The organism is Streptomyces venezuelae, from assembly GCF_008642355.1.
Taxonomy (GTDB): Bacteria; Actinomycetota; Actinomycetes; order Streptomycetales; family Streptomycetaceae; genus Streptomyces; species Streptomyces venezuelae_B.
In genome coordinates, this window is record NZ_CP029193.1 from 5789970 (window position 1) to 5816155 (window position 26186).

General features: G+C 71.8%; 21 protein-coding genes and 1 riboswitch. Of the genes, 11 read left to right on the forward strand and 10 right to left on the reverse strand.

Features of this window, described 5'->3' with window-relative positions:
• Positions 1-99: 99 nt before the first annotated feature.
• On the reverse strand, positions 100-1053 hold the full coding sequence (locus DEJ47_RS26895) for a LysR family transcriptional regulator (protein ID WP_150172441.1): 954 nt from the start codon (positions 1051-1053) through the stop codon (positions 100-102).
• Between the two features lie 91 nt (positions 1054-1144).
• A complete protein-coding gene (gene glgX, locus DEJ47_RS26900; RefSeq protein WP_398338198.1) occupies positions 1145-3439 on the reverse strand; it encodes a glycogen debranching protein GlgX in 2295 nt (764 codons plus the stop codon).
• Positions 3440-3593: 154 nt separating this feature from the next.
• Between glgX and DEJ47_RS26905 the strand changes: the two genes are divergently transcribed.
• From DEJ47_RS26905 to DEJ47_RS26935, 7 genes are all read left to right on the forward strand, one after another.
• On the forward strand, positions 3594-4796 hold the full coding sequence (locus DEJ47_RS26905) for an Ig-like domain-containing protein (RefSeq protein ID WP_223828522.1): 1203 nt from the start codon (positions 3594-3596) through the stop codon (positions 4794-4796).
• Positions 4797-5007: 211 nt separating this feature from the next.
• Positions 5008-6246, forward strand: coding sequence for an Ig-like domain-containing protein (locus DEJ47_RS26910; RefSeq protein ID WP_190415583.1), 1239 nt, complete (start codon positions 5008-5010; stop codon positions 6244-6246).
• Positions 6247-6363: 117 nt separating this feature from the next.
• Complete coding sequence (locus DEJ47_RS26915) at positions 6364-7131, forward strand: enoyl-CoA hydratase/isomerase family protein (protein WP_150172445.1); 768 nt, start codon at positions 6364-6366, stop codon at positions 7129-7131.
• A 274-nt stretch (positions 7132-7405) separates the two neighbouring features.
• Positions 7406-7909: an ATP-binding protein gene (locus tag DEJ47_RS26920; protein ID WP_150172447.1), complete on the forward strand. Its 504-nt coding sequence runs from the start codon at positions 7406-7408 to the stop codon at positions 7907-7909.
• A gap of 382 nt (positions 7910-8291) precedes the next feature.
• On the forward strand, positions 8292-9080 hold the full coding sequence (locus tag DEJ47_RS26925; RefSeq protein WP_150172449.1) for a polysaccharide deacetylase family protein: 789 nt from the start codon (positions 8292-8294) through the stop codon (positions 9078-9080).
• Complete coding sequence (locus DEJ47_RS26930; RefSeq protein ID WP_150172451.1) at positions 9080-10294, forward strand: YncE family protein; 1215 nt, start codon at positions 9080-9082, stop codon at positions 10292-10294. The genes DEJ47_RS26925 and DEJ47_RS26930 overlap by 1 nt, the downstream gene beginning before the upstream one ends.
• A gap of 89 nt (positions 10295-10383) precedes the next feature.
• The gene (locus DEJ47_RS26935; protein WP_150172453.1) at positions 10384-10938 is read left to right on the forward strand and encodes a glycoside hydrolase family 25 protein; all 555 of its coding nucleotides are present in this window, start codon (positions 10384-10386) and stop codon (positions 10936-10938) included.
• 21 nt (positions 10939-10959) lie between these two features.
• On the opposite strand, the gene DEJ47_RS26940 is transcribed toward DEJ47_RS26935, so the two are convergent.
• Complete coding sequence (locus DEJ47_RS26940) at positions 10960-11727, reverse strand: NADPH-dependent F420 reductase (protein ID WP_263398924.1); 768 nt, start codon at positions 11725-11727, stop codon at positions 10960-10962.
• 29 nt (positions 11728-11756) lie between these two features.
• On the opposite strand from DEJ47_RS26940, the gene bla reads away from it, so the two are divergent.
• Positions 11757-12689, forward strand: coding sequence for a class A beta-lactamase (bla, locus tag DEJ47_RS26945; RefSeq protein WP_150172457.1), 933 nt, complete (start codon positions 11757-11759; stop codon positions 12687-12689).
• A gap of 520 nt (positions 12690-13209) precedes the next feature.
• Here bla and DEJ47_RS26955 read toward each other — a convergent pair.
• The gene (locus tag DEJ47_RS26955) at positions 13210-13422 is read right to left on the reverse strand and encodes an EF-hand domain-containing protein (protein ID WP_150172461.1); all 213 of its coding nucleotides are present in this window, start codon (positions 13420-13422) and stop codon (positions 13210-13212) included.
• Positions 13423-13652: 230 nt separating this feature from the next.
• On the opposite strand from DEJ47_RS26955, the gene DEJ47_RS26960 reads away from it, so the two are divergent.
• On the forward strand, positions 13653-16616 hold the full coding sequence (locus tag DEJ47_RS26960; RefSeq protein WP_150172463.1) for a helix-turn-helix transcriptional regulator: 2964 nt from the start codon (positions 13653-13655) through the stop codon (positions 16614-16616).
• Here DEJ47_RS26960 and DEJ47_RS26965 read toward each other — a convergent pair.
• The 6 genes from DEJ47_RS26965 to gcvT form a co-directional block, all read right to left on the reverse strand.
• Positions 16578-18812: a tetratricopeptide repeat protein gene (locus tag DEJ47_RS26965; RefSeq protein WP_150172465.1), complete on the reverse strand. Its 2235-nt coding sequence runs from the start codon at positions 18810-18812 to the stop codon at positions 16578-16580. The two genes, DEJ47_RS26960 and DEJ47_RS26965, sit on opposite strands and share 39 nt — an antisense overlap.
• Positions 18813-18952: 140 nt before the next feature.
• Positions 18953-19573: an SUKH-4 family immunity protein gene (locus tag DEJ47_RS26970; protein WP_150172467.1), complete on the reverse strand. Its 621-nt coding sequence runs from the start codon at positions 19571-19573 to the stop codon at positions 18953-18955.
• Positions 19574-19587: 14 nt separating this feature from the next.
• Positions 19588-20958: an L-serine ammonia-lyase gene (locus DEJ47_RS26975; RefSeq protein WP_150172469.1), complete on the reverse strand. Its 1371-nt coding sequence runs from the start codon at positions 20956-20958 to the stop codon at positions 19588-19590.
• 180 nt (positions 20959-21138) lie between these two features.
• A complete protein-coding gene (gene glyA, locus DEJ47_RS26980; protein WP_150172471.1) occupies positions 21139-22401 on the reverse strand; it encodes a serine hydroxymethyltransferase in 1263 nt (420 codons plus the stop codon).
• Between the two features lie 23 nt (positions 22402-22424).
• Positions 22425-22802 carry a glycine cleavage system protein GcvH gene (gene gcvH / locus DEJ47_RS26985; RefSeq protein ID WP_150172473.1) on the reverse strand — a complete coding sequence of 126 codons (378 nt, stop codon included), beginning with the start codon at positions 22800-22802 and terminating at the stop codon, positions 22425-22427.
• A gap of 58 nt (positions 22803-22860) precedes the next feature.
• Positions 22861-23994 (reverse strand): glycine cleavage system aminomethyltransferase GcvT, encoded by a 1134-nt coding sequence (gene gcvT / locus DEJ47_RS26990; protein WP_150172475.1) that lies wholly within the window; start codon positions 23992-23994, stop codon positions 22861-22863.
• Positions 23995-24141: 147 nt separating this feature from the next.
• Positions 24142-24252: riboswitch (glycine riboswitch) on the reverse strand.
• A 183-nt stretch (positions 24253-24435) separates the two neighbouring features.
• Here gcvT and DEJ47_RS26995 point away from each other — a divergent pair.
• Positions 24436-25149: an AAA family ATPase gene (locus tag DEJ47_RS26995; protein ID WP_190415842.1), complete on the forward strand. Its 714-nt coding sequence runs from the start codon at positions 24436-24438 to the stop codon at positions 25147-25149.
• 60 nt (positions 25150-25209) lie between these two features.
• A complete protein-coding gene (locus DEJ47_RS27000; RefSeq protein ID WP_150172477.1) occupies positions 25210-25992 on the forward strand; it encodes an enhanced serine sensitivity protein SseB in 783 nt (260 codons plus the stop codon).
• Positions 25993-26186 lie beyond the last annotated feature (194 nt).

A 26186-nucleotide genomic window follows, 5' to 3' on the forward strand; every position in this document is an offset into this window, starting at 1 on the left:
AGCGGGGATCGCCCACACGGTAGAAGCCTCAACAGCCCACGAGCAGCTGTCATTCGACCCCGTACGCCGACGTTATGGACCGCCGGTGAACGCCTCGTGTCAGGGAGACGGCGGCGAGGGCGCCGACAGCCAGGCCGTATAGCTTTCGCTGCGCGCCGCCGCCTCCGCGTGCGCCGCGCGGGCCTGCGCGAAGACCGCCGCCGCCGTGTCATGGGCGGGAGCCGCCGGATGCCAGCCGAGCAGGTGCCGCCAGTACAGCGGCGCCCCCGCGAGAGGCCTGGTCACGAGGCCCGGCGTCGGCGGGAACGTCGCCCGGCACAGCCCCACCGCCCGCCCCACCTGCACCAGATGCACGCACGACGCGACATCCGTCTCGTACACGCGCGACGGCGTGAACCCCGCCCGCGCGCACGCCGCCGAGAAACAGTCCGCGAAACAGCCGTCGCCCGGCACGTCCGTCCACGCCTCGTCCGCGAGCCGCGCCAGGTCGATCTCCTGGACGTCGGCCAGCGGATGGGAGGTGGGCAGCATGACGAAGACGGGATCGCGCGCCACCTCGCGCCACACGAGGAGTTCACTCTCCGGCGGCGCACTCGCCCCGCACGTGCCGACCAGCGCGAAGTCGAGGCGTCCCGCCGCCGTACTCGACGCGAGCTCCCGCTCCGACCACGACGTGTGCGTCGACACCGGCACCCCCGGATACGCCGCGGCGAGCCGGTCCACCAGCGCCCCGAGCAGCGGCCCGTGGATGCCGCCGAGCCGGAACCCCGCCCCGCCCTCCCACGCCCGTACGAACCGCTGCGCCTCCTCCCGCAGCCCGCTCACGGCGGGCAGGACCACCCGGGCCCGCGCGAGCACGAACTCGCCGAGCGCCGTGGCCCGCACCCCGTACTGCCCCCGCTCGAAGAGCGGGCCGCCAAGGACGCGCTCGATCCTCTTCAACTGCGCGCTCAGGGCCGGCTGGGCGAGCCCGAGCGCGGTGGCGGCCTTGGTCAGGCTGCCCGCGTCGGCGATCGCCCGGATCGTCTTGAGGTGCCGCAACTCCAGGTCCATAAGGCGAGCTTGGGGTCACCCAAGAGCAGGGGCAAGACTCAGGTCCGGACCAAGCGCGCGCATATGCGGGGACTCCGCGACGGCACCACCGTCACGTGGTCACCCGCAGCAGCAGCACCGACCTCCCCGGCACCGTCACCGTCCCGCCCGCCCGGTGCACCGTGCCGGGCGGCACGGCCTGCTCCTCCAGGGACGTGTCCACCACGACCTCGTACGCCCCGGCCCACGGCGGCCCCGGCAGCACGAACTCCACCGGCTCCCCGTCCGCGTGCAGCACCGCCAGGAAACTCTCGTCGACGACCGGCGCGCCCCGCGCGTCCCGGCCCGGTATGTCGCGCCCCGACAGATACATGCCGAGCGTCGCCCGGGGCGCGTACCAGTCCGCCTCCGTCATCTCCGCGCCGCCCGCCGTGAACCACGCCAGGTCCCGCAGCCCGTCCGCGGAGTGCGCCCGCCCGGAGAAGAACGCCCGCCTGCGCAGCACCGGATGGCGGTGCCGCAGCGCGATGAGGCGGGACGTGAGCGAGAACAGCTCACGCCAGCCCGGCTCCTCCTTGAGCCCCCAGTCGACCCAGCTGATCTCGTTGTCCTGGCAGTACGCGTTGTTCGAGCCGCCCTGCGTGCGGCCCATCTCGTCGCCCGCGACCAGCATCGGCACACCGGTGGACAGCAGCAGCGTCGTCATGAGATTCCGCAGCTGGCGCCGGCGCAGCGCCGTGATGTCCGGGTCGTCGCTCTCGCCCTCGGCCCCGCAGTTCCACGCCCGGTTGTCGTCGGAGCCGTCCCGGTTGCCCTCGCCGTTGGCCTCGTTGTGCTTGCGCTCGTAACTCACCAGGTCCCGCAGCGTGAAACCGTCGTGCGCCGTCACGAAGTTCACCGACGCGTACGGCCTGCGCCCGCCCCACGCGTACAGATCGCTCGACCCCGACAACCGGTACCCCAGATCCCGTACGTCCGGCAGCGCACCCCGCCAGAAGTCCCGCACCGCACCCCGGTAGCGGTCGTTCCACTCCGTCCACAGCGGCGGGAACGCCCCCACCTGATAGCCGCCGGACCCCACGTCCCACGGCTCGGCGATCAGCTTCACCCGCCGCAGCACCGGATCCTGCGCGATCACCGCGAGGAACGGCGACAGCATGTCGACGTCGTGGAAGGAGCGCGCGAGCGCCGCCGCCAGATCGAACCGGAACCCGTCCACGCCCATCTCCGACACCCAGTACCGCAGCGAGTCGGTGATCAGACGCAGCACGTGCGGCTGGACGACCTGCAACGTGTTCCCGCAGCCCGTGTAGTCCGCGTACCGCCGCGCGTCGTTCGCCTGCAGCCGGTAGTAGCCGCGGTTGTCGATGCCCTTCAAGGACAGCATCGGTCCGAGCTCACCGGCCTCCGCCGTGTGGTTGTAGACGACGTCCAGGATCACCTCGATCCCGGCCTCGTGCAGCGCCCGCACCATCCGCCGGAACTCGCCGACCTGCTCGCCGCGCGTCCCGGACGCCGCGTAGGCCGCGTGCGGCGCGAAGTAGCCGATCGAGTTGTAACCCCAGTAGTTGCGCAGACCCCGCCGCAGCAGATGGTCCTCGTGCGCGAACTGGTGCACCGGAAGCAGCTCGACCGCCGTCACCCCGAGCCGTACGAGATGGTCGAGCGCGGCCGGATGCGCCAACCCCGCGTACGTGCCCCGCAGTGCCTCCGGCACATCCGGATGGAGCTTCGTGAAGCCGCGCACATGCAGTTCGTAGATGACCGAATCCGCCCACGGCGTCTTCGGCCTGCGGTCGTCGGTCCACTCGTCGTCCGGCGCGTCGTCGTGCACCACCACGCCCTTGGGGACGTACGGCGCCGAATCGCGGTCGTCGCGGACGGTGTCCGCCACATGCTGCTGCGGCCAGTCCCGCACGTGCCCGTACACCTCGGCGGGCAGCGAGCCGTAGTCGAGGCCGGGGCCGCCGTCCACCGCCCGCGCGTAAGGGTCGAGGAGCAGCTTCGCCGGATTCCAGCGGGCGCCCGTCCATGGGTCCCAGCGGCCGTGCACGCGGTAGCCGTACCGCTGTCCCGGCCGCACGCCCGGCACGAAGCCGTGCCATATCTCGTGCGTCAGCTCGGTCAGCGGACAGCGCGTCTCCCCCTGCCCGTCGTCGAACAGACACAGCTCCACCGCCTCCGCCCCGCCGGCCCACAGCGCGAAGTTGGTGCCCGCGACCCCGTCGGGCCCGACCCGGAAGCGCGCCCCGAGCGGTGTCGGCGTCCCCGGCCACACGGGCCGCGTCGGCGCCGCGCGGGGCGCCGCCCTCCTGTTCCCGTTCACCGTCGGGGCGGGCCGCTCCGTCGTGCCGCGCCCCATCGCCCGCGCCTGCTGCACTGCCCCTTGCTCGGGTGCGCTCGCCACCTGTCGGCCTCCCGCGGCTCCGTCGGGCGACGCGCGAAGAAGGGCGTGCGGCGTCCCGGCCGCGGCTCCCCATGCGTCGTCCTCCCCATGGTTCTGCCCACCGCACGCGTCGCACTCACGTTTCCCCGGCAGGGGGACGGTCGTTGGGACCCACGTGAGACAGGATGCGAGGCGCGCACGGCGCGCAGGGGCCGCGCTGGCCGCGGTACTGACATGGGCGGGGCTGCTGGCGGGCTGCTCCTCCGACGGGGTCGAAGGGTTGATGGGGAAGCCCCGCTCCCCGGCGGACGCGATCCGGGTGTCACCCGACGACGACAGCAAGGGGGTCAAGGCGGACGAACGCCTGGAGGTGACGGTCCCCGACGGCCGCCTGGAGTCGGTGAAGGTCGTCCGGACGCAGGACGCGCAGGAGTTCGACGTGCCGGGCCGCATCGACGAGGACGGCATGACGTGGCGCCCCGTCGACCGGGGGCCGCTCGCACTCGCCGCCACGTACGAGGTCGACGCCGTCGCCACGGACGGCCACGGCCGCCGCTCCGCCCGGCACACCACCTTCCGCACCTACGTCCCCGACGAGCGCTTCATCGGATACGTGGCGCCGGAGAACCGCTCCACCGTCGGCACCGGCATGATCGTCTCCCTGGAGTTCAACCGGGAGATCGAGAACCGCGAGGCCGTCCAGCGCGCCATCCACGTCACCGCGCACCCCGCCGTCGACATCCGCCCGCACTGGTTCGGCAAGAGCCGTGTCGACTTCCGCCCGGAGAAGTACTGGAAGCCCGGCACGAAGGTCACCGTCGGCCTGCGCCTGCGCGACGTCCAGGCCGCTCCCGGGGTCTACGGCCTCCAGGACAAGAGCTTCACCTTCACCGTCGGCCGCGATCAGCGGTCCCTGGTCGATGCCGCCGAGCACACCATGGAGGTGCGCAGGGACGGCGAGCTCCTGTCCACCGTGCCGATCACCGCGGGCGCCCCCAAGACCACCACGTACAACGGGAAGATGGTGGTGACGGAGATGCTCGAGGTGACCCGCATGAACAGCCGCACCGTCGGGTTCGGCGGCGAGTACGACATCCCCGACGTCCCGCACGCCATGCGCCTCACGACCTCCGGCACGTTCCTGCACGGCAACTACTGGTCGCCGGACGCCCCTGGCAACACCAATGTCAGCCATGGCTGCGTGGGCCTGCGCGATGTGAAGGGCGGCAGCTCACGGACGCCCGCGGGCTGGTTCTTCGACCGGAGCCTCATCGGGGACGTCGTCGAGGTGATCAACAGCAATGACAAGAAAGTCGCTCCTGACAACGGCCTCGGCGGCTGGAACATGGAATGGAAGGACTGGGTGAAGAACGCCTGATCCTCCGGGTGATCGCCAGGTGACCGGCCCGGAACCACCAGGTGATCTTGGTCTGCCCGTACCCCTGGGGCAGTTGGAACTGAACGGTGACATTGGCGGGGACTGTTCGCCGGGAACCGTGTGGTTATCTATCGCTTGCGCGTGTCCGAAACGCGCAGGTGCACTGGGGTGCGGGCCTGGGGGATCAGGCCGTGCGAGGGGAGACGAGATCGTGAACGGGCGACCGATATCGGGGACGTCGGTTGGCGCGCGCATGCGCGCGCGACGGCGGGGCGCCAGAACTCTGACGGCCGCGGTGTCCGGGGCGACGCTGCTGTTCGTCGCGGCGTGTGGCGGGGGTTCGGACTCGGGCGACGGTGACGGCAAGGCGAAGGCGGACAAGAACGCGCCGTCGGCGGCGGTCGTGACCATAGCCCCCAAGGACGGCGCGGACGCGGTGGCCACCAGCGGCGCCCTGAAGATAGGCGCGACCAAGGGCAAGCTGTCCGAGGTCAAGGTGGAGGACAACAAGGGCAACCCGGTCCCCGGCAAGATCACGTCGGGCGGGACCAGCTGGACGCCGGCCCACCACCTCGCGGCCGCCACGAAGTACAAGGTCCACGCCGTGGCGAAGGACTCCGAGGGCCGGGCGTCCGCCAAGGACACCACCTTCACGACGCTGACCCCGCAGAACACCTTCATCGGCCAGTTCACCCCGGAGGACGGCTCGAAGGTCGGCGTCGGAATGCCGTTCTCGGTCAACTTCACGCGGGGCATCACCGATCCGGAAGCGGTCGAGAAGGCCATCCAGATCAAGACAGAGCCGTCCGTGCCGGTCGAGGGCCACTGGTTCGGCAACGACCGCCTGGACTTCCGCCCGGAGAACTACTGGAAGGCCGGCACGAAGGTCACCGTCAAGCTCAACCTCGACGGCGTCGAGGGCCGCCCGGGTGTCTACGGCAAGCAGAGCAAGACGCTGAACTTCACCATCGGCCGCAGCCAGGTCTCCACCGTCGACGCCAAGACGCACCAGATGAAGGTCGTCCGCGACGGCAAGCAGATCAAGAAGATCCCGATCACGGCGGGCGCCCCCGGCACCACCACGTACAACGGCGAGATGGTCATCAGCGAGAAGCTGCAGGTGACCCGGATGAACGGCGAGACCGTCGGCTTCGGCGGCGAGTACGACATCAAGGACGTCCCGCACGCCATGCGCCTGTCCACCTCCGGCACGTTCCTGCACGGCAACTACTGGTCGGGCGGCGCCTTCGGCAACACCAACGCCAGCCACGGCTGCATAGGCCTGAGCGACGTGCGCGGCGGCTACAGCAAGAAGACGCCCGCCGGATGGTTCTTCAACAACTCGCTCATCGGCGACGTCGTCGTGGTGAAGAACTCCGCGGACAAGAAGATCCAGCCCGACAACGGCCTCAACGGCTGGAACATGTCGTGGGAGGAGTGGAAGGCGTAAGCCTCCCGGGCGAGGGCGGACCCGTGAGGGCGAACCCCGCCTCTCCCGTACCGGGCCCGGCGCACTGTGACCAAGTGCACCGGGCCCGGTCCCGTTAGTCCCCGTTAACCTGCTGCCATGACTGCAACCCTCGAAGTCGCCGAAGACGTCGGCACGATCCGGCTCGACCGTCCCCCGATGAACGCCCTGGACATCGCCACCCAGGACCGCCTCAAGGAACTCGCCGAAGAGGCGACGCGGCGCGACGACGTGCGCGCCGTGGTGATCTACGGGGGCGAGAAGGTGTTCGCGGCGGGCGCGGACATCAAGGAGATGCAGGCCATGGACCACGCGGCCATGGTCGTACGCTCCGGGGCGCTGCAGGAGTCCTTCACCGCCGTGGCCCGCATCCCCAAGCCCGTCGTCGCCGCCGTCACCGGCTACGCGCTCGGCGGAGGATGCGAGCTCGCCCTGTGCGCCGACTTCCGCATCGCCGCGGACAACGCCAAGCTCGGCCAGCCCGAGATCCTGCTCGGCCTCATCCCCGGCGCGGGCGGCACCCAGCGCCTGGCCCGGCTCGTCGGCCCGTCCAAGGCCAAGGACCTCATCTTCACCGGCCGCCACGTGAAGGCCGACGAGGCCCTCACGATGGGCCTGGTGGACCGCGTCGTGCCGGCCGCCGAGGTGTACGAGCAGGCGCACGCGTGGGCCGCGCGGCTCGCGCGGGGTCCGGCCATCGCCCTGCGTGCCGCCAAGGAGTCGGTCGACGCGGGCCTGGAGACGGACATCGACACGGGCCTCGCCATCGAACGCACGTGGTTCGCAGGGCTGTTCGCCACCGAGGACCGCGAGCGGGGCATGCGGAGTTTCGTCGAGGAGGGGCCGGGCAAGGCGAAGTTCGTCTGAACTGAACCGTGTACGCGCCAAGTTGAAGGGGCGTCAGTGGCGGGGTCCCTCGATGGGGCGGTTTATGGAGGGCTTGACAGAGCCTTAAATGAACCCGTCGAAAAGCTTTGAGTGATCATGCGTGAGCGGCGAGTCATTGCAGGTCACGCCTGTTGCGGCGGCCATTTACTGCCACTGGCATATGTCAGACCGGCCTCCCGGAATGAATGATTCCGGGGGGCTTATTCCGCCGGAACGGCCACGGAAAGCGCTCTGGGCGGCCATGATGGAGGGCATGGCGGGGCTGGAGGGTGACGAACGGCCGCGGCGGCACGTCAGTGCGACCGCAGCGCGCTGGTCGCCGGCGGTAGAGGACGAACACGCGCTGAAGGCGCTCGAGTTGTTCGGCAATCCCACGGACGCGGAGGTCCCGCTGCCGTCGCGCCCGGAGTCCGCCGCCATCGCGCGCCGCCTCGCCCAGGTCGTCGTCCTGCGCCACTGGGGACTCTCCCCGAAACTCACCGAGGATGTCGTCCTTCTCGTCTCGGAACTCGTCGGGAACGCCGTGCGGCACACCGGCGCCCGCGTCTTCGGGCTGCGCATGCAGCGGCGGCGCGGCTGGATCAGAGTGGAGGTCCGCGACCCGTCACGCGGGCTGCCCTGTCTGCTGCCCGTCCACGAGATGGACCTGAGCGGCCGCGGTCTGTTCCTCGTCGACAAGCTCTCCGACCGATGGGGCGTGGATCTGCTGCCGCGCGGCAAGACGACGTGGTTCGAGATGCGGGCGGCCGACCGCTGATACGCGAAAGCCCCCGGTCACCGTGGTCGGCGCGAGGGGGCCTTCGTGAAGCGGCGCGGATATTGGGGTGTGATCCACGGCCGCCGAGACGACCTGAGCCCGGGTCAATGGGGGTCGTGTCTCCGACTATGGCAGACGGCCGCGACGGATCCAAAAGCCCATAGGTGGACATATGCGGACAACCCGTAACAGTTTAGAGGTGAATCCTTGGTGAGATGGGACACCTGCCTGGTAAACGGCGGTTAAGCGGAGGCCGTGACAGGCGATAAGCAAGGAGCGGGGAGCTGCGCGCCGGTCCCGGACCCCGCCCCGCGGCACCGGCGCAACACTGCCGAAGCGGGCAATCAGCAGCTTTCCCACGTTTTTCCCATTAAATGGTCCGGTGATCGAGACCGACCGCCGCAGAGCCCTGCGCGCGGGCGCCGGCCTGGTCGCCGCGGGCGCGCTCACCACCGGGTGCGCCGCGACCGGCCCCGCCGCCCCCGCACGCGACCGCCCGCCCGCAACCACCACCCCCCGCCCGGCCCGCCCCACATCGGCCGCCGCCCCCGCACCCCGCCGCTTCCCGGGCCTCCCCGCCCAGATCAGCCACGGCCCCCGCACCCGCCCCCGGGTCGCCCTCACCTTCCACGGCCAGGGCGACCCCGCCACCGCGAGAGCGCTGCTCGCCCAGGCGGAGAAGGCCGACGCCAGAATCACCGTGCTCGCCGTCGGCAGCTGGCTCGACGCCCACCCCGGCCTCGCGCGCCGCATCCTCGACGGCGGCCACGACCTCGGCAACCACACCCACCACCACCTCGACATCAACGCGATGTCCGAGGCCGACGCCCACGCCGAGATCACCGGCTGCGCGGACCGCCTGCGCCGCCTCACCGGCTCCATCGGCACCTGGTTCCGTCCCTCCCGCGCGCAGACGGCGACGCCCCTCGTCGAACGCCTCGCCCACCGCGCGGGCTACCCGCACGTCCTCTCGTACGACGTCGACTCCCTCGACTTCACCTCGCCGGGCGCCCCGGCCGTGACCCGCGCCGTCGCCGGCGGAATCCGTGAGGGATCCGTCGTGAGCCTGCACTTCGGGTACGCGGACACGGTCGCCGCCCTGCCCGCCGTCCTGGAAGAACTGGAACGCCGCGGCCTGCGCGCGGTCACGACCACGGAGCTGCTGACCTGATGCACCTGAACCCGAACGAGACGCTGCCCCACGCCCCGCGGCTCAAGGCCACCCGGCGCACCGCGGCCGTGCTCGCCGCCGGTGCCGTCCTCACCGCCCTCGCGGGGTGCGGCACCGGCAAGGGCGACGCCGAGGCCCTCGGCACCGAGGGCGCCCGCAAGCCCGCCAAGCCGAAGACGGCACCCGGTCTGCCCGGCATGCCACCCGTGCTCGACCCCAAGGACGCGTACGCCGCCGACCGCCCCAACGCGCTCCAGCCGGTCGCCAAGAAGTTCCTCCAGCGCGTCTACGTCCCCAACACCGAGTCCAACACGGTCTCCGTCATCGACCCCAAGAAGTTCGAGGTCATCGAGACCATCAAGGTCGGCAACCAGCCGCAGCACGTCGTCCCCTCCTGGGACATGAAGACGCTGTGGGTCAACAACGACCTCGGTGACAGCCTCACCGCCATCGACCCCGTCACCGGCAGGACGGGCCGCACGGTCGAGGTCTCCGACCCGTACAACCTCTACTTCACGCCGAACGGCAAACACGCCGTCGTCATGGCCTCCATGGACCGCGAACTCGTCTTCCGCGACCCGAAGACCATGAACCGCGACAAGACCGTCCCCGTCACCTGCGCCGGCGTCAACCACGCCGACTTCTCGATGGACGGCCGCTACTTCATCGTGTCCTGCGAGTTCTCCGGCGAACTCCTCAAGGTCGACACGGAGAAGATGGAGGTGGTCGGCCAGCAGAAGATCCCCTTCAAGGGCGCCATGCCGCAGGACGTGAAGATGTCGCCCGACGGCAAGAAGTTCTACATCGCCGACATGATGGCGCACGGCATGTGGGTCCTGGACGGCGACAAGTTCACCGAACCGAAACTGCTGCGGACGGGCAAGGGCTGCCACGGCCTGTACGTCAGCCGCGACTCCAAGGAGATGTACATCTCCAACCGGGGCGAGGGCACCATCTCCGTCTTCGACTTCCCGAAGAACAAGCTCACCAAGAAGTGGAAGCTCCCGGACGGCGGCAGTCCCGACATGGGAGGTGTCTCCGCGGACGGCAACACCCTCTGGCTGTCCGGGCGTTACGACTCCGAGGTGTACGCCATCGACACCCGGACCGGAGTGCAGCTGGCCCGCATCCCGGTCGGCGACGGGCCGCACGGCCTCGCCGTGTACCCGCAGCCGGGCCGCTACTCGCTCGGGCACACGGGGATCTTCCGTTGAACAGTTGATGGTTGACGGTTGGCGGTAGTCGACAACGGGCACCAAACGGGCAGTTCAGGTACTGCCTAGCGCCCACTCTGGAGGCGCCCGTGATCCGTGGCATCGACGTCAGCTCCCACCAGACGACCTTCGACACGGACGGCCTGTCCTTCGTCTTCATAAAGGCGACGGAAGGCCGTTCGTACACCAACCCGAAACTGTCCGCCCAGACGAAGCGCGCCCGCGACGCCGGCTGCGTGGTCGGCTACTACCACTTCCTCTGGCCGGGCAACATCAAGGCGCAGGCGGAGTACTTCGTGAGCAAGGCGCCCGAGAAGGCCGGGGACTTGTTGGCGGTGGACTGGGAGTGGACGGGGGACCATACGCGCGCGACCAACGGCGAGAAGGACCGCTTCATCCGTGAGGTGAAGCGGCTGCGGCCCGACCACCGCGTCCTCCTGTACTGCAACCGCGACTTCTGGTTGAACCACGACACGACGTCGTACGCGGGCGACGGACTGTGGATCGCCGACTACGTCCGCGCGGGCAAGCCCCGCATCCAGGCGAAGTGGAAGATCCACCAGTACACGTCGACACCGCTGGACAAGAACGTGGCCGACTTCGAGAGCGAGGACGCGCTGCGGGAGTGGGCCACGCCCGAGTGATGTACCAGGAGGGCGCGCCGGTCAGGCGCGCCACTCCGCCGTACGCTCCGGGGACGCCGCGTCCAGCGCCTTGCGGATCTCGTCCACGCCACCGGCGTTGCCGTACACGGGGGTTCCGGGCTGCTGACGCCAGGAATCGTCCTGGCCGCCGTTGTCCACGGTGTCGAATCCCAGCTCGTCGATGAGCTCGCGCACGATCTTCTTGGCGGCCTCGTCGTCACCGGAGACGGGGAGGGCGACCCGGCCGGGAGCGCCCTTCGGCAGGGGCTTGTCGAGGATGTCCTGGGCGTACGTGCCGTTGAAGGCCTTGATGACGGGGTGGCCGATCTGCCGCTCCGTCCAGCGGCTCTCGGTCAGGCCGTCCTCGATCTCCTGGATCTTCCCGTCGCGCTGCTGCGGGTAGTAGTTGCCGGTGTCGATGACGGCGACGTTCTCGGCCGCGCCGTCGAGGAAGCCGGCGGGCAGGTCGGGGACGGCCTTGAGCGGGACGGTCACGACGACGACCTGTGCGCCGCGCGCTGCCTCGCCGACGGCGACGGGCTTCGCGCCGGTCTCCTCGGCGAGGGCGGTCAGGGTGTGCGGGCCGCGCGAGTTGGCGACGGAGACGTCGTGACCGAGAGCGGTGAGGCGGCGGGTGAGGTTGCCGCCGATGTTGCCCGCGCCGATGATGCCGATCTTCATGACTGATTGCCTTTCCGGGGCGAAGCGGCGGGGTGCCGCGGTCGTAACGGAGGTAACCTCCGGATCGTCGGGGGTATTCCGGACGCGGGCAGAATGAGTGCGCCGGATGCCGACGCAGCGAAAGTGAGCAGAGACCGATGAGTGTGGTGCCGTCCGGGACGTCCCGCCGTGCGCTCCTCGTGGCCGCGGCGCTGCTGCCGGTCGCGGGGTGCGGCGGGGGCGAGGATCCCGCGCCGCGGAAGTCCACCGCGGGCCCGACCCCGACCCCCGCACAGGATCCCGCCCGCCTCGCCCCCCGTTTCGACGCGATCGAGCGCAAGCACGGTGGCCGCCTCGGGGTCTACGCCCTGGCGACCGGCACCGGCGCCACGCTGGCCCACCGCGCGGACGACCGCTTCGCGTTCTGCTCCACCTTCAAGGCGCTCGCCGCGGCGGCCGTCCTGGACCGGCATCCGCTCCGTCACCTGGACAAGCGCGTCACCTACACCGCCGCCGACGTCGACTCCATCTCACCCGTCACCGAGAAGCGCATCGCGACCGGCATGACGGTCGGGGAGCTGTGCGACGCCGCGATCCGGTACAGCGACGGCACGGCGGGCAACCTGCTCATGCGGCAGATCGGCGGCCCGGCGGGCCTGACCGCCTACCTGCGCGGGCTCGGGGACGAGGTCAGCCGCATGGACGACTACGAACCCGAGCTGAACGACGTACCGCCGAAGGACCCGCGCGACACGACCACGCCCCGGGCCGTCGCCGCCGACTACCGCGCCCTGGTCCTCGGCGACGCGCTGCCCGCCGCGAAGCGGGCGCTCCTGGCGGGGTGGCTCGGGCGCAACGCCACGGAGGTGGGGGCGCGGCGTATCCGGGCGGGCGTGCCGAAGGGGTGGCGGGTCGCGGACAAGACCGGCACGGGTGACTGGGGGAGGGCCAACGACATCGCCGTGCTCCGGCCGCCGGACGCGGATCCCCTCGTACTGGCCGTGATGACGGACCGGCCCGGCCGCGACACCCCGCCCGTGGACGCGTTCATCGCGGAGGCCGCGGAGTTGGTCGTCGCCGAGCTGGCGTAGGCGGCGCGGCGTGGGCGGCCCGGCGTCGAAAGACCGGTGGATCGGCGCCGACCGCGCCCCGTACCGTGCCGCCGGACCACACCGCCCAGGCCGAGGACGTGCCGCTGTACACCGTGTGAGACACCCCGAGCGCTGATCGGCCGCGCGTCGCGCCTGCGCGCCGCGCTGCCTCTTGCTGCGGTCTTCTCACTGAAATCGGTGTACTTCTGTGCTCACCCGTTGGGTCGTCATGCCCACCTGCCTGCCTCACGTTCTCCGTCGCTGTCACACCCGTGCGTCCGGGCGCTTCCGTGCCGACGGGAAATTCCCTGTGTGCCAACGAACCGGTCCTGGCGGCGAGTTCCGGGTGCGACCAGGTCGGCAAGTGTCTCGGCCACCCCGTGCGGCTGGAGCGCAGGGGCGGACGGCGAACGTGCGCGCCCGCTGACCCGGCGGCGTGGGGCGGCATGGAACGAGAAGGGCCCGGCACGCGTGGTGTGCCGGGCCCCTCCGCTGCGTCGGCTCGCGGGCCGACCGACGGCTACTTGTTCAGGCTCGCCCAGAACTCGTCGAAGGAGAGACGCTTGTCCGCGTCGGTGTCCTTCGTGCCGATCACGGCCTCGGCCACCGCCTCGGTCTGGTAGAAGTCGCCCATCCTGGCCATGGCGCTCTTCCACTCCGCCGCCGTGATGAAGCCGTCGCCGTCCGCGTCGAACTGCTCGAACGTCTTGCGCGCTTCCTCGATGTCCGCCACCGGATCCACCCCTTCTTGGTGCACTACTGACGGGGGTCAGGGTAACGGCCGCGCAGGGGCCCGATGACAAGCAGTATGCCCATGGCCAGCACTTCCGTCCGTGATCAAACTGTTACCTTTCTTCATATCTTGTGCACGAACTGAGATCCCGGCCCACGTCGCGCGCGAGTCGGGTGCGGTACAACGTCACCGAGGGGGCCGTGCGCCTCCGCGAGGGGGTGTGGGCTGTGGTGGAGACGGTCAAAGGCTCGGCGGGGCCCGCGGGGCGTGCGCCGTTCGTGGGCAGGAGTGCGGAACTCGGCCGCCTCGAAGCGCTCCTGGACGACATGGGGGCGGGGAGAGCGGCCGCGGGCGTCGTCGACGTGGTCGGGGACCCGGGGATCGGCAAGAGCAGACTGCTGACGGAGTTCGCGGCGCAGGCCAGGGGCCGGGGCATGACCGTGCTGCGCGGCAGGGGGACGGAGAGGGGCAGGAGGCGGTCGCTGCGGCCGTTCACGGACGCCTTCACCGAACTCGACCCGCGCGCACGCCGCGCGTTCCCCTCGCTGGACGGGCTGCCCGCCGCCGTCCGGGGAGAGGGTGACGACACGTGCCCGCGTGCGGTGCCGGGCGCGGTCTCGGGCGTGGACCTCTTCGATCTGTGCCGGGTCACCGCCGCCGCGCTCGGCGGTGTCGGCGGACCCGGTCTCGTCGTCGTCCTCGACGATCTGCACTGGGCGGACGAGGCGACGGTCGAGCTCGTCGACCATCTCGTACGCCACCCCGTGCGCGCCCCGTTCCTGCTGGCCGTCGCCCGACGCGAGCGGCAGTCGCCGCCCGCGCTGTCGGCCGCCCTGACGCGAGGGGTCGACTCCGGTGTCGTACTGCGGACCGCTCTCGGGCCGCTGAGCAGGGACGAGCTGATCGACGGGTTCGCGGCGGGGGTGCCGCGGGAGCGGGCCGCGGAGATGTACGAGGCGAGCCAGGGCAGCCCGCTGTACTTCCGCGCGCTTCTCCACGGCGACCACTCGGCGGCGTTCCTCGACGAACTCGCCGCGCTGTCCGCGCTGGAGCGGGCCGCCCTGGACGCCGTCGCGGTGCTCGGCGAGCACGCGAACACGGATCTGATCGCCGCCGTGACGGGAGCCGACCGCTTCGACCTCATCGCCGCGCTGCGGGAGCTGATCGACCGCGACCTGCTCAGGCCCGACCGGCGGGCTCGCTGCCTCGCCCCCCGCCACCCGCTCCTGCGCGCCTGGATGCGCGAGGCCGTCGACCCCTGGCGCCGCCTCGAACTGCACCGCGCGGCCGCCGTCGAACTCACCCGGACCGGCGCGTCCCTCACCGACCGCGCCCACCACGTGGAGGAGTCCCTCTCCCGCTGGGACCCCAAGGCGGCGGCGGTCCTGACGGAAGCGGCCGAGCAGGCCGCCGCCACGGCACCCGCCGACAGCGCGCGGCTCCTCGGCGTGGTCCTCCGCGTCCTGCCCGACACGCCCGAACACCACGCCACGCGCAGCGAGTTGATGCTCAAGCAGGCCACCGCGCTCGGCATGACCGGCGCCGTCAAGGAGAGCAGGGACCTCCTCCACCGGCTCATCGCGACGCACCGCCCCGCCCCGGAGGGGCCGGAGGGCGGCGACGCGCTGCGGACGGCCGCCGTCGTGCAGTGCGCCTTCATGGAACGCACCCTCGGCCGGTACGCGGCGGCCGGCGCCCTGCTCCGCCGCGAACTCGACCGGCGCCCCGGACCGCCCCCCGCCCAGCGCACCGGCCTGGTCGTCGAGTGGGGCAACCGCGCCCTGTTCGCCACGCGCTACCCCGAAGTGCGCGACGAGGTGGCCGGGGCCCTGGCCGACGCCCGCCTCCGCGGCGACGAACTCGGCGCCGCGGAGGCGCTGACGCTCGCCGCGCTGGGGGAGGCGTACGCGGGGGAGACCGAGGCGGCGCGCGAGTACGCCGCCGAGGCCGCCGCGCTCGCCGACGTCACGACCGACGCCGACCTCGCCGGGCAGTGCGAGTCACTCGTACGCCTGGCGTGGAGCGAGGTGTTCCTCGACGACTGCGCCGCCGCGCAGCGCCACTCCGAACGCGGCGTCGAGATCGCGCGCCGCACCGGCCGCCCCTTCGCACTGGCACAACTCCTGCTCACCGGCGCCTACGCCCGCCTCACCCGGGGGCGCCTGCGCGAAGCGCTGGAGTGGGCCGACGAGTCCGTCGCGGTCGCCCGGGAGCTGGGCGGCGCCGAACTCCTCGGCATCAGCCGGGCCATCCGCGCCCTCATCCTCATGCAGGTGCGCCCGGCCGGCGACCCGGAGGTGCTGGCCGCCGCCGAGGAGGCGGCGGCGACGGTGGGGGCGGTCGAGGGCTGGTGGGCGACGGTGTCCCGGTGCCTGCTCGCGTACGCCGTGCTGGGCGCGGGTGACCCGTACCGGGTGCGGGACATCCTCATGGACGCGGGCGGTGACGGTGACCTGTCGCGCGTACAGCCGTCGATGCGGCCCAACTTCTTCGAGCTGCTCGTCACCGCGGCGCTGGCCACGGGCGACGTCGCGGACGCGGAACGCTGGGCGTCCCAGGCGCTCGCTCTCGCGGACCGCCTCGGCCTGCCCGTGCAGCGCGGCGCGGCCCTGCGCGCCGTCGGCCTCGTCGCGGCGCGACGCGGCGAACCGGCGGCGGCGGACCGGGCGTTCACGGAGTCCGCACACGAATGCGCGCGCGCCGGCGCGGTCCTGCGCGAGGCGCAGAGTCTCCTGATCGGTGCCCCCTTCGCGGCCGCCGCGGGCGACACGGCCCGCGCCGCCACCATGTCCCGCCGCGGCCTCCGCCTCGCCGAGGAGGGCGACGCACGCCTGCTCCTGGACATGGCGGCGCGAGGGCGGCCGGGGCGGGGCCCGGAACGCGCGGACACACCCACGCCCTCACCACCCTCGCCGGGCCCCGCCCCCGACCCGACGGCACCCGCACCGCCGGACCCGCACGCGGACGTCCCGCCCCTGCCGTCCGGTCCCTTCGCGTCCCTGACGCCGCGTGAGCGCGAGATAGCCGCACTGGTCGCCGAGGGCCTCACCAACCAGGCCGTCGCCGACCGCCTCTGCCTCAGCACGCGCACGGTCGAGAGCCACGTGGGCCGGGTGTACCGCAAAACGGGCGTCACCTCACGCGCGGCTCTGGCGTCACTGGTGACGCGGTGCGCGGCCCGGCCCGGCGATTAGGTCGCACTCCTCCGCGAGGAGCGCCAGCGTGCCGTCCGGGTCCGGGCGTTCGCGTACCGCGGCAGCCAGAACCCGGGCCCGGCTCGCCGCCTCCTCGCGGTGGCCGAGGACGAACTCCAGGCGAGCGGCGAGAAGTTCCGTGGGATGCAGGTCGGCGAGGCCCGGTCCGCCGCACGTGCGCAGGGCCTCGATCGCCCGTTCCGTGTGGGCCAGCGCGGTCTCGAAGGCGCGTACGTTGGCCGCGTACTGCTCGGGCGTGCCCCACTCGGCCAGTGGTGGACCGTCGGCGTGTTCCATGGCCAGGCGGGCCAACTGGGTGTGCGTGCGGCCCAGTTCGACGTACAGCTCCGTGCGTTCCGGGTCCTGGTCCGCCTCCTCGGCGTGGCGCCGGTTCGTGTGCAGGGCCTCCGTCATGGCCGTGTCGGCGGCGGCAGGCCCGTGCGCGGCCAGGGTCTCCCACGCCCGCGCCCGCTCCGCGCGGACCAGGGCGCCGTGTTCGCCGAGTGCGCGCCACAGTTCCTCGGCCCGCGCGTAGGCCCGGCACGCCTCCGCCGGCTGCCCGGCCAGGCTCAGCGCCTGCGCCGCCTGCTGCGTCAGGGACGCCTCCTCGTGCCGTCCCTCGGGCGAGGCGCGGACGAGGGCGGCGGCCTGCGCGAACTGGGCCGCCGCCGGAGCCGGTCGGTGGGTTCGGAGGTAACTTCGGGCCAGCCACGTGTGCGCCTGGGCGCGGGAGTCCGGATCGTGGGTCTCTTCGAGGCCGGGCAGTACGGACTCCAGGACCGCCACGGCCTCGTCGTGACGGCCCGCCGCGCAGTGCAGCCCGCCGAGCCGCAGCCGGGCAGCCGCGCTGACCTGCGGGCTTCCTCCGGGGAGCCCCGCGAGGTACGCGGCGTCGGTCAGGAGCCGTTGCGCCCGCGGGTCCGTTCCGTCACCGGACGCGGCCATGGACCGCGCGAGAGTCAGGGACAGCCGGGCCCGATCCAGCGGGGACAGCGACGAAGCGGGTCCGGGGGTGCCGAGGTGGGGTGCCGCGGGGGGCGGCTCGGTGGTCAGGGGCAGGGCCGCCCGCAGCGGTTCCGCCGCCATGCGGGACCGTACGCCGTCCGAGACGGTGGTCGTACCGTTGCGACGGTCGAAGCGTGCCGCCAGGTCGAGCGCCGCCTCCCTCGCGTGGTCCAGGAGCGTCGCCACCGTCCACGCGCCACCCGGCGGCCCCGGCACCGGCCGCTGTGCGTGGCCCGTCTCCACCGCGCGGCGCAACAGCAGTGCCACGCCGCCCAGCCACTCCAGACGGTCGAGCGGGTCGCCCGTGTCGGCCCAGCGCCTGCTCTGTTCGGCGACGATCCGCAGGCCGCGCGGCTCGTTGCCGGTGAGCGCGCAGAACTCGACGTGCAGTGCGACGACGGGGCCGAACGCCTCGTCGGCGCGGACCATCCCGTAGCCGCGCAGATGATGATCGCGGGCCCGGTCCGTGCGGCCCGTGCGCACGAGGGGCAGCAGCGACCGGGCGAGGGTCTCGTGCGGCTCGCGGTGGCAGCTGTGGGTGCAGTTCAGGACCGGCTCCCATCCGTCGAGGGCCGCCCGGTCGTCGCCCAGGTCCAGCTGCCGCAGGCCCTCCGTCGCGTACTCGCAGGCCAGGCAGTCGGCCATGTCGTCCCGCGCCGCCGCCGTCCACGCGGAGTACGCACGGGTGGCGCGGGCCGCGTCGCCCAGGTGCCGTGCCAGTCTGAACTCGGCGCCGTGCACGGCTCGTTCGGAGTACCCGGCCTTGCGGTAGCGGCGTCGCATCCGGGCCAGCCACACCTCGGCCTCGGTGAGCGTGACGTCGGGCTGCTGCCGCGCGTCCGTCACCACCCACTTGAACATCCAGTGCAGCCGCCGGACGTCGTCCTCCCGGAAGTCCGCCGGGTTCTCGTCGAACATGCGCAGCAGCCGCCGGAACGGCACGAACGTCCGTGCGCACTCGCCGCCGAAGCTGTACGAGTGGACCAGGAGCGTCAGCGCCGCCACGAGCAGCGGGCGGTCACCGGTGGCGGCTGCCTCGTCGGCGAGTTCCTCGGCGCGGGCGGTGCGCACCCTGCCGTACGGCTCGGCGTCCAGTCGGCGGACGGCGCCGAGGAGCTCGTGGTGTGCGTGGCGCCCGTCGCCGGCACCGGCGCGGGCGTGGAGGTTCCTGATCGCGCCCTGCGGGCCCATGTGCGTTCCTAGTTCGGACGGTCCGGGGCGGGGGCGGATCGCGGCACGCTCCCCCTGGATGCGCAGAGTCTCAGGACACGGTCGGCCCCGGCATCCGTAGAATTACGCAACCGGGTACGCAAATCGGCCGCCGACCGAGGTCACCCGTACGGCGAGCGCCCCGCCGGACTGTCCCCCATAAAGCGCTGACCTGCGGCGATCTCGTCGCCTACCGTCCACCAGACGGTCTCGTCGTCCCGGAACGGGAGCGGGTCGACGCGGCCCGTCTCCTCGCGGACGCGCTCGACCTCGCGCTCCAGCCGCGCGAAGCCGGCCTCCTCGCCGTCGTCGCCGAAGACGAACTCGTCCAGCAGGCGCTGGAACCGGAGAGCGACGTGCACGAGGGAGGAGACGTCCGTGTGGAGTCCCCGCGCGCTCTCCTCGTCGGGGGCGAAGGCGTACACCTTGCCGGACGCGGGGTCGAGGGCGAGGTGCGCGCTGAGCAGCCAGCCGATGACGGGCCACCCGCCCGCGCCCTCCGTCGCCCCCTCCAGCCCCTCGAAGTCCTCGACGTCGACGATGTCCCGGACGAGCGGCAGCAGCTTGGAGTCCTCGTCCGGCTCCCGCAGGTGCAGGGTCCCGGTGGGCACGCCCACCGTCTGGAGGAGCCGGGCACCCGGCGTGTCCGCGGCGGAGGCGGGGAACGCGGACACGGGCAGCGTCGCGAGCCGGTCCTCGCCGAAGACGCGGCTGACCGCGGAGCGGCTGACGTCGAAAAGCACTGCCGGGACTCGATTCAGCACTCGATGATGTTCACCGCGAGCCCGCCCCGCGCGGTCTCCTTGTACTTCACGCTCATGTCGGCCCCCGTCTCCTTCATCGTCTTGATGACCTTGTCGAGGGACACCTTGTGGGAGCCGTCGCCGCGCATCGCCATCTTCGCGGCCGTGACGGCCTTGACCGCCGCCATGCCGTTGCGCTCGATGCACGGGATCTGAACGAGGCCGCCGACCGGGTCGCAGGTCAGGCCCAGGTTGTGCTCCATGCCGATCTCCGCGGCGTTCTCGACCTTGGACGGGGAGCCGCCCATGACCTCGGCGAGCGCGCCCGCCGCCATCGAGCAGGCGGAGCCGACCTCGCCCTGGCAGCCGACCTCGGCGCCGGAGATCGAGGCGTTCTCCTTGAAGAGCATGCCGATCGCGCCGGCCGCGAGCAGGAAGCGGACCACGCCGTCCTCGTCGGCGCCGGGCACGAAGTTCATGTAGTAGTGCAGGACGGCCGGGATGATGCCCGCCGCGCCGTTCGTGGGCGCGGTGACCACACGGCCGCCCGCGGCGTTCTCCTCGTTCACCGCCATCGCGTAGAGCGTGATCCACTCCATGGCGCGGGCCTGCGGCTCGCCCTCGGCGCGCAGCTGCCTGGCCGAGTTCGCGGCGCGGCGGCGCACCTTGAGGCCGCCCGGCAGGATGCCCTCGCGGGTCATGCCGCGCGAGACGCAGGACTGCATGACGCCCCAGATGTCGAGCAGACCCGCGCGGATCTCCTCCTCGGTGCGCCAGGCCTTCTCGTTCTCCAGCATCAGCGCGGAGATGGACAGGCCCGTCTCCTCCGTGAGGCGGAGCAGCTCGTCGCCGGTGCGGAAGGGGTGCCGCAGGACGGTGTCGTCCGGCACGATCGGGTTCTCCCCGGCCACGGCGTCTTCGTCCACCACGAAACCGCCGCCCACGGAGTAGTACGTCTTCTCCAGGACGAGGGCGCCGTCACGGTCGTACGCGAAGATCGTCATGCCGTTGGCGTGGTACGGCAGGGCCTTGCGGCGGTGCAGGATCAGGTCCTCGTCGAAATCGAAGTCGATCTCGTGCATGCCGAGGAGGTTGATGCGTCCGCCGCTCTTGATCTCCTCGACGCGGTCGTCGGCGCTCTCCACGTTCACCGTGCGGGGCGACTCGCCCTCCAGGCCGAGCAGGACGGCCTTGGGGGTGCCGTGCCCGTGGCCGGTCGCGCCGAGCGAGCCGTACAGCTCCGCCCGTATCGCCGTCGTGTGGGCCATCAGGCCCTCGTTCTTGAGGCGGCTCGCGAACATGCGGGCCGCGCGCATGGGACCGACCGTGTGGGAGCTGGACGGGCCGATGCCGATCGAGAACAGGTCGAAGACCGAGATGGCCACGGAAACTCCAAGGGTGGTTGGTAGACGCCGTTGTCTGCCGGGGTGATGCAGAAGTACAAGGCGGTGCGGGAACGACGATCGCGGTACGTGGTGCGGGGCACCTCGCTCACTTTCCAGTGTGCGGGGTGCCCCGACGTTTCGTACGTACGCACAACAGCGTACGAACAAAAGGGTACGAAATTACTTCAGGCCGGGGTACAGGGGGTGCTTGTCGGCCAGAGCGGTCACGCGGGTCTTGAGGGACGCCGCGTCGAAGCCAGGCTTGAGGGCCTCGGCGATGATGTCGGCGACCTCGCGGAAGTCCTCCTCGCCGAAGCCACGCGTGGCCAGCGCCGGCGTACCGATCCGCAGGCCCGAGGTGACCATCGGGGGGCGCGGGTCGTTCGGGACGGCGTTGCGGTTGACCGTGATGCCGACCTCGTGGAGGCGGTCCTCGGCCTGCTGGCCGTCCAGCTCGGAGTTGCGCAGGTCCACCAGGACCAGGTGCACGTCCGTGCCGCCCGACAGGACGTCGACGCCGACGGCCTTCGCGTCGTCCTGCACCAGGCGCTCGGCCAGGATGCGGGCGCCGTCCAGGGTGCGCTGCTGGCGCTCCTTGAAGTCGTCGGAGGCGGCGACCTTGAAGGAGACGGCCTTGGCCGCGATGACGTGCTCCAGCGGGCCGCCCTGGAAGCCGGGGAAGACCGCGGAGTTCAGCTTCTTCGCGAACTCCTTGCTGCGGGCCAGGATGATGCCGCCGCGCGGGCCGCCGAGCGTCTTGTGCGTGGTGGAGGTCACCACGTCCGCGTAGGGCACCGGGTTCGGGTGCAGGCCCGCGGCGACGAGACCGGCGAAGTGCGCCATGTCGACCCACAGGTACGCGCCGACCTCGTCGGCGATCCGGCGGAACTCCGCGAAGTCCAGGTGGCGCGGGTAGGCCGACCAGCCCGCGATGATCACCTTCGGGTTGTTCTCCTTGGCGAGGCGCTCGACCTCGGCCATGTCGACCAGACCGGCCTCGTCGACGTGGTAGGGGACCACGTTGAACTGCTTGCCGGAGAAGTTCAGGCGCATGCCGTGCGTGAGGTGCCCGCCGTGCGCCAGGTCGAGACCGAGGATCGTGTCGCCGGGCTGGGCGATCGCGAAGAGGGCGGCCTGGTTGGCGGAGGCGCCGGAGTGCGGCTGCACGTTCGCGTACTCGGCGCCGAACAGGTCCTTGACCCGGTCGATCGCGATCTGCTCGGCGACGTCGACGTGCTCGCAGCCGCCGTAGTAGCGGCGGCCGGGGTAGCCCTCGGCGTACTTGTTGGTCAGGACCGAGCCCTGGGCCTCCATGACCGCGACCGGAGCGAAGTTCTCCGAGGCGATCATTTCCAGGGTCGACTGCTGGCGGTGGACCTCGGCGTCGACGGCGGCGGCGACGTCCGGGTCCAGCTCGTGGAGGGGGGTGTTCAGAAGCGACATCACACGATCCCTATCGGTATGGGTCAGCCGGCGGTGAATGCGGTGTACTCGTCGGCGGACATCAGGTCGTCCGGCTCGCCCGAGATACGAACCTTGAACAGCCAACCGCCCTCGAACGGGGCGGAGTTGACCAGCGACGGGTCGTCCACGACGTCCTGGTTGGCGGCGACGACCTCGCCGGTCACCGGGGCGTAGAGGTCGCTGACCGACTTGGTCGACTCCAGCTCGCCGCAGGACTCGCCCGCGGTCACCGTGTCACCGACCTCGGGGAGCTGGGCGAAGACGACGTCACCGAGCGCGTTGGCCGCGTGCTCGGTGATGCCGACGGTCGCCACGCCGTCCTCGGTGGCCGACAGCCACTCGTGCTCCTTGCTGTAGCGAAGCTGCTGGGGGTTGCTCATGACCTGAATTCTCCTGTACGCGGGTGGGTGCTGCGGAACGGGTGAGATGTGCGGGGGGTCACTTCTGGCGCTTGTAGAACGGCAGTGCCACGACCTCGTACGGCTCGTGGGTGCCGCGGATGTCCACGCCCACGCCCTCCGTGCCGGGAGCGGCGTGCTCCGCGTCGACGTACGCCATCGCGATCGGCTTGCCCAGCGTCGGGGACGGGGCGCCGGAGGTGACCTCGCCGATGACCTTGCCGTCCGCGACCACCGAGAAGCCCGCACGCGGGACCCGGCGGCCCTCGGCGATCAGGCCGACCAGCTTGCGCGGCGGGGCGGTCTCGGCGCGCTCGGCGGCGGCGGTGAGCGCCGCCCGGCCCACGAAGGTCTCCGACTGCGAGGTCTTCTCGAACTTCACGACCCGGCCGAGACCCGCGTCGAACGGCGTCAGCTCCGCGGTCAGCTCGTGCCCGTACAGCGGCATGCCCGCCTCCAGGCGCAGCGTGTCGCGGCAGGAGAGCCCGGCCGGGACCATGCCGACGGGCGTGCCCGCCTCCATCAGCGCGCCCCACAGCTTCTCCGCGTCACCGGGGGAGACGAACAGCTCGAAACCGTCCTCGCCCGTGTAGCCCGTGCGGGCGATCAGGGCGGAGACGCCCGCGACGGTGCCGGGCAGGCCCGCGTAGTACTTCAGGCCGTCCAGGTCCGCGTCCGTGAGGGACTTCAGGATCCCGGGGGACTCGGGGCCCTGGACGGCGAGGAGCGCGTAGGCGTCGCGGTCGTCGCGGACCTCGACGTCGAAGGTGTCGGCGCGGGCGGTGAGCGCGTCCAGGACGACCTGCGCGTTCGAGGCGTTGGCGACGACCATGTATTCGGGGGCCTCCGCCGCGCCGAGGCGGTAGACGATCAGGTCGTCCAGGATGCCGCCGTCCTCGGCGACGATCATGGTGTAGCGGGCGCGGCCGACACCGATCGAGCCGATGTTGCCGACCAGCGCGAAGTTCAGGAAGTCCGCGGCGGCGGGCCCGGTGACGGTGATCTCACCCATGTGCGACAGGTCGAAGAGACCCGCCTTGGTGCGCACCGCGTTGTGCTCGTCGCGCTCGCTGGCGTACCGCAGCGGCATGTCCCAGCCCGCGAAGTCGGTCATGGTGGCGCCCAGCGACCGGTGCACGGCGTCGAGGGCGGTCAGACGGGGGGCAGTGCTCATGAAGGGAACTCCCAGGGCATGACGGGCGAGGTCGATCCTCCCCATCTGTCATCGGAACCTGAGAGGTTCGCCGGGAGTGTCTCGTCCAGTGAGACGCCGGCTTGCACCTTGGGTGGGACCGCCGGGCGGCCCGCTTTTCAGATGTGCCTCGCCCGCGCGGTACGGGGCCTGAGAGATTCAAGGGAGGGGCTTGCTCCTTCGGCGCTCCGGGTACCCAGCACAAAAGCTCGGTTCCGGAGACTCTCCCGCGCGGATTCGAACGGCCTGTATGGAGTTGGCGCGCACATCATTGCACGCGACTCTGTCCAGGGGGACCCGTGCCCGGCAGCTGGTTCCGTCGTGGGTCCGTCACGGTCCCGCCGCGGGTTCCGTCACCCCGGAATGCTCTTGTGTCGCATTACCTTCTCTTTACACTTGGTGGGGAAGCAGTACGTGACAGCTATGGGGAGGCCGATCACGGTGCGCAGCAGGACCAGTCTCTACGCCACTTCCACGGGAGTGACGCTGCCCAAGGTGCTGTCCGAGGCGCTGCCCGAACAGGCCCCCGCCCCGGCCGCGGAGAGCTGCGGCCGGCTCCCCGCCGCCGTCGTCCGCGACCTGCGTCAGCGCGCAGGCCACAGTCCGCGCCGCCTCACGTTCGCCGACGGGGACCTGGTCGTCGTCTCCGGGCTGCCCGGCGGCGGAAAATCGACCCTCATGCGCCAGGCCGTCACCGGCCCGCGCATCGACTCACAGGACACCCGCGACCGCTGGTCCCGCCGCATGCCGCGCCTGCTGCCCTACGCGGTGTACCGCCCCCTGGTCCGCCTCGCGCACTACGCGACGCTGCGCCGCACCCTCCGCTCCGGGGCGAGCGTCGTCGTCCACGACTGCGGCACCCAGGCGTGGGTGCGCCGCTGGCTCGCCCGCGAGGCCGCCCGCCGCGGCACGGCCCTGCACCTCCTGATGCTCGACGTCCCCGTGGACACGGCGCTGCGCGGCCAGCACGAGCGTGGCCGCGGCGTCTCCCGGTACGCGTTCGCACGCCACCGCAGGACGGTCGGCCGGCTCGTCGCCGCCACCGAGCGCGGGGACCTGCCGCGCGGCTGCCGCTCCGCGGTGCTGCTCGACCGCGAGGCCGCGCAGGTCCTGCGGGTGATCGCCTTCGACCGGTGAGCGGGCCCGGCGTTAGGGTTCGAGCCGCAGGCAGAGCGGTCGCGAGCAGGGGTTGGACAGATGGACTTTCCGGCGCAGGCACATGCCCATCCGTACGGCGGATGGCCGGGCAACGAACTGGAGGAGGTCCTCGCGGCCTCCCTGGGCGCCCCCGCGTCGGCGGGCGCCCGCATCGTCGAGGTGCTCGGCCGCAGCCACCTGTGGATACCGCTGCCCAACGGCGGCGGCCCCGACAGCGGCACCCTGGACCTGCCGACCCTGGAGATCGAAGGACAGGCGTATGTTCCCGTCTTCACCTCCGAGCAGCAGTTCCGCCAGGCACTCGGCGACGCGGCGGACCGGATGGGCGTCACCGTGGCGCCCGCCGTGGAGTTCGCCCGCGGCCTGCCCCCGCAGCTGGGCATCGCCCTGAACCCCGACGGCACCGTCGGCGTCCCGCTGCCCCCGCCGGCCGTCGCCGAGCTCTGCAGGGTCGGCCGCACCGAGCTGGACGGCCCGACCACCGGCGGCCGGGTCCGCCTCTTCGAGCCGGACTGGCAGGAGGACCCCGTCGACTTCCTCGCCGCCGCGGGCCGGGAGTTCGAGGCGGCGGGCGTCGTGCTCACCGCGCGCCGCTGCCTGGCCGCCGTGGAGACGGACGACCCGACGCTCTTCGTCGGCGTGGAGCTGTCCACCTGGGAGGGCAACGCGCGCGACCTGCCGATGGAGGCACTCGGCCGGGCGCTCGGACAGGTGCCGGTCCCGTGGGCGGTCAACCTGGTCCTGCTCGACGTGGCACAGGACCCGGTCGGCGACTGGCTGCGCGCGAAGGTGCGGCCCTTCTACCACCGGATCGCGCCTTGAGAGCCTGTGTCATAACCCCGGCCGGGTGGTCGCCGCCCGGCACGCACGCTCGCCGTGTCGCCGAAACGTCCTAGTGGCTCCTCCCCCAGGCCTTGAGGGCCCGGGGGGACCCCCATCGAGGACGCTCCGGCGCCTTGCGATCGCACGCACCAGACGACGCCCACTGATCCGGCCGGGGTTATGACACAGGCTCT

Bases quoted from the DNA above. Each gene is read 5' to 3' on its own strand.
- DEJ47_RS26895 (WP_150172441.1), bottom strand. From the start codon at position 1,053: ATGGACCTGGAGTTGCGGCACCTCAAGACGATCCGGGCGATCGCCGAC.
- DEJ47_RS26915 (WP_150172445.1), top strand. From the start codon at position 6,364: ATGACTGCAACCCTCGAAGTCGCCGAAGACGTCGGCACGATCCGGCTC.
- DEJ47_RS26920 (WP_150172447.1), top strand. From the start codon at position 7,406: ATGGCGGGGCTGGAGGGTGACGAACGGCCGCGGCGGCACGTCAGTGCG.
- DEJ47_RS26930 (WP_150172451.1), top strand. From the start codon at position 9,080: ATGCACCTGAACCCGAACGAGACGCTGCCCCACGCCCCGCGGCTCAAG.
- bla (WP_150172457.1), top strand. From the start codon at position 11,757: ATGAGTGTGGTGCCGTCCGGGACGTCCCGCCGTGCGCTCCTCGTGGCC.
- DEJ47_RS26965 (WP_150172465.1), bottom strand. From the start codon at position 18,812: ATGGGCCCGCAGGGCGCGATCAGGAACCTCCACGCCCGCGCCGGTGCC.
- glyA (WP_150172471.1), bottom strand. From the start codon at position 22,401: ATGTCGCTTCTGAACACCCCCCTCCACGAGCTGGACCCGGACGTCGCC.
- gcvH (WP_150172473.1), bottom strand. From the start codon at position 22,802: ATGAGCAACCCCCAGCAGCTTCGCTACAGCAAGGAGCACGAGTGGCTG.
- gcvT (WP_150172475.1), bottom strand. From the start codon at position 23,994: ATGAGCACTGCCCCCCGTCTGACCGCCCTCGACGCCGTGCACCGGTCG.
- DEJ47_RS26995 (WP_190415842.1), top strand. From the start codon at position 24,436: ATGGGGAGGCCGATCACGGTGCGCAGCAGGACCAGTCTCTACGCCACT.
- DEJ47_RS27000 (WP_150172477.1), top strand. From the start codon at position 25,210: ATGGACTTTCCGGCGCAGGCACATGCCCATCCGTACGGCGGATGGCCG.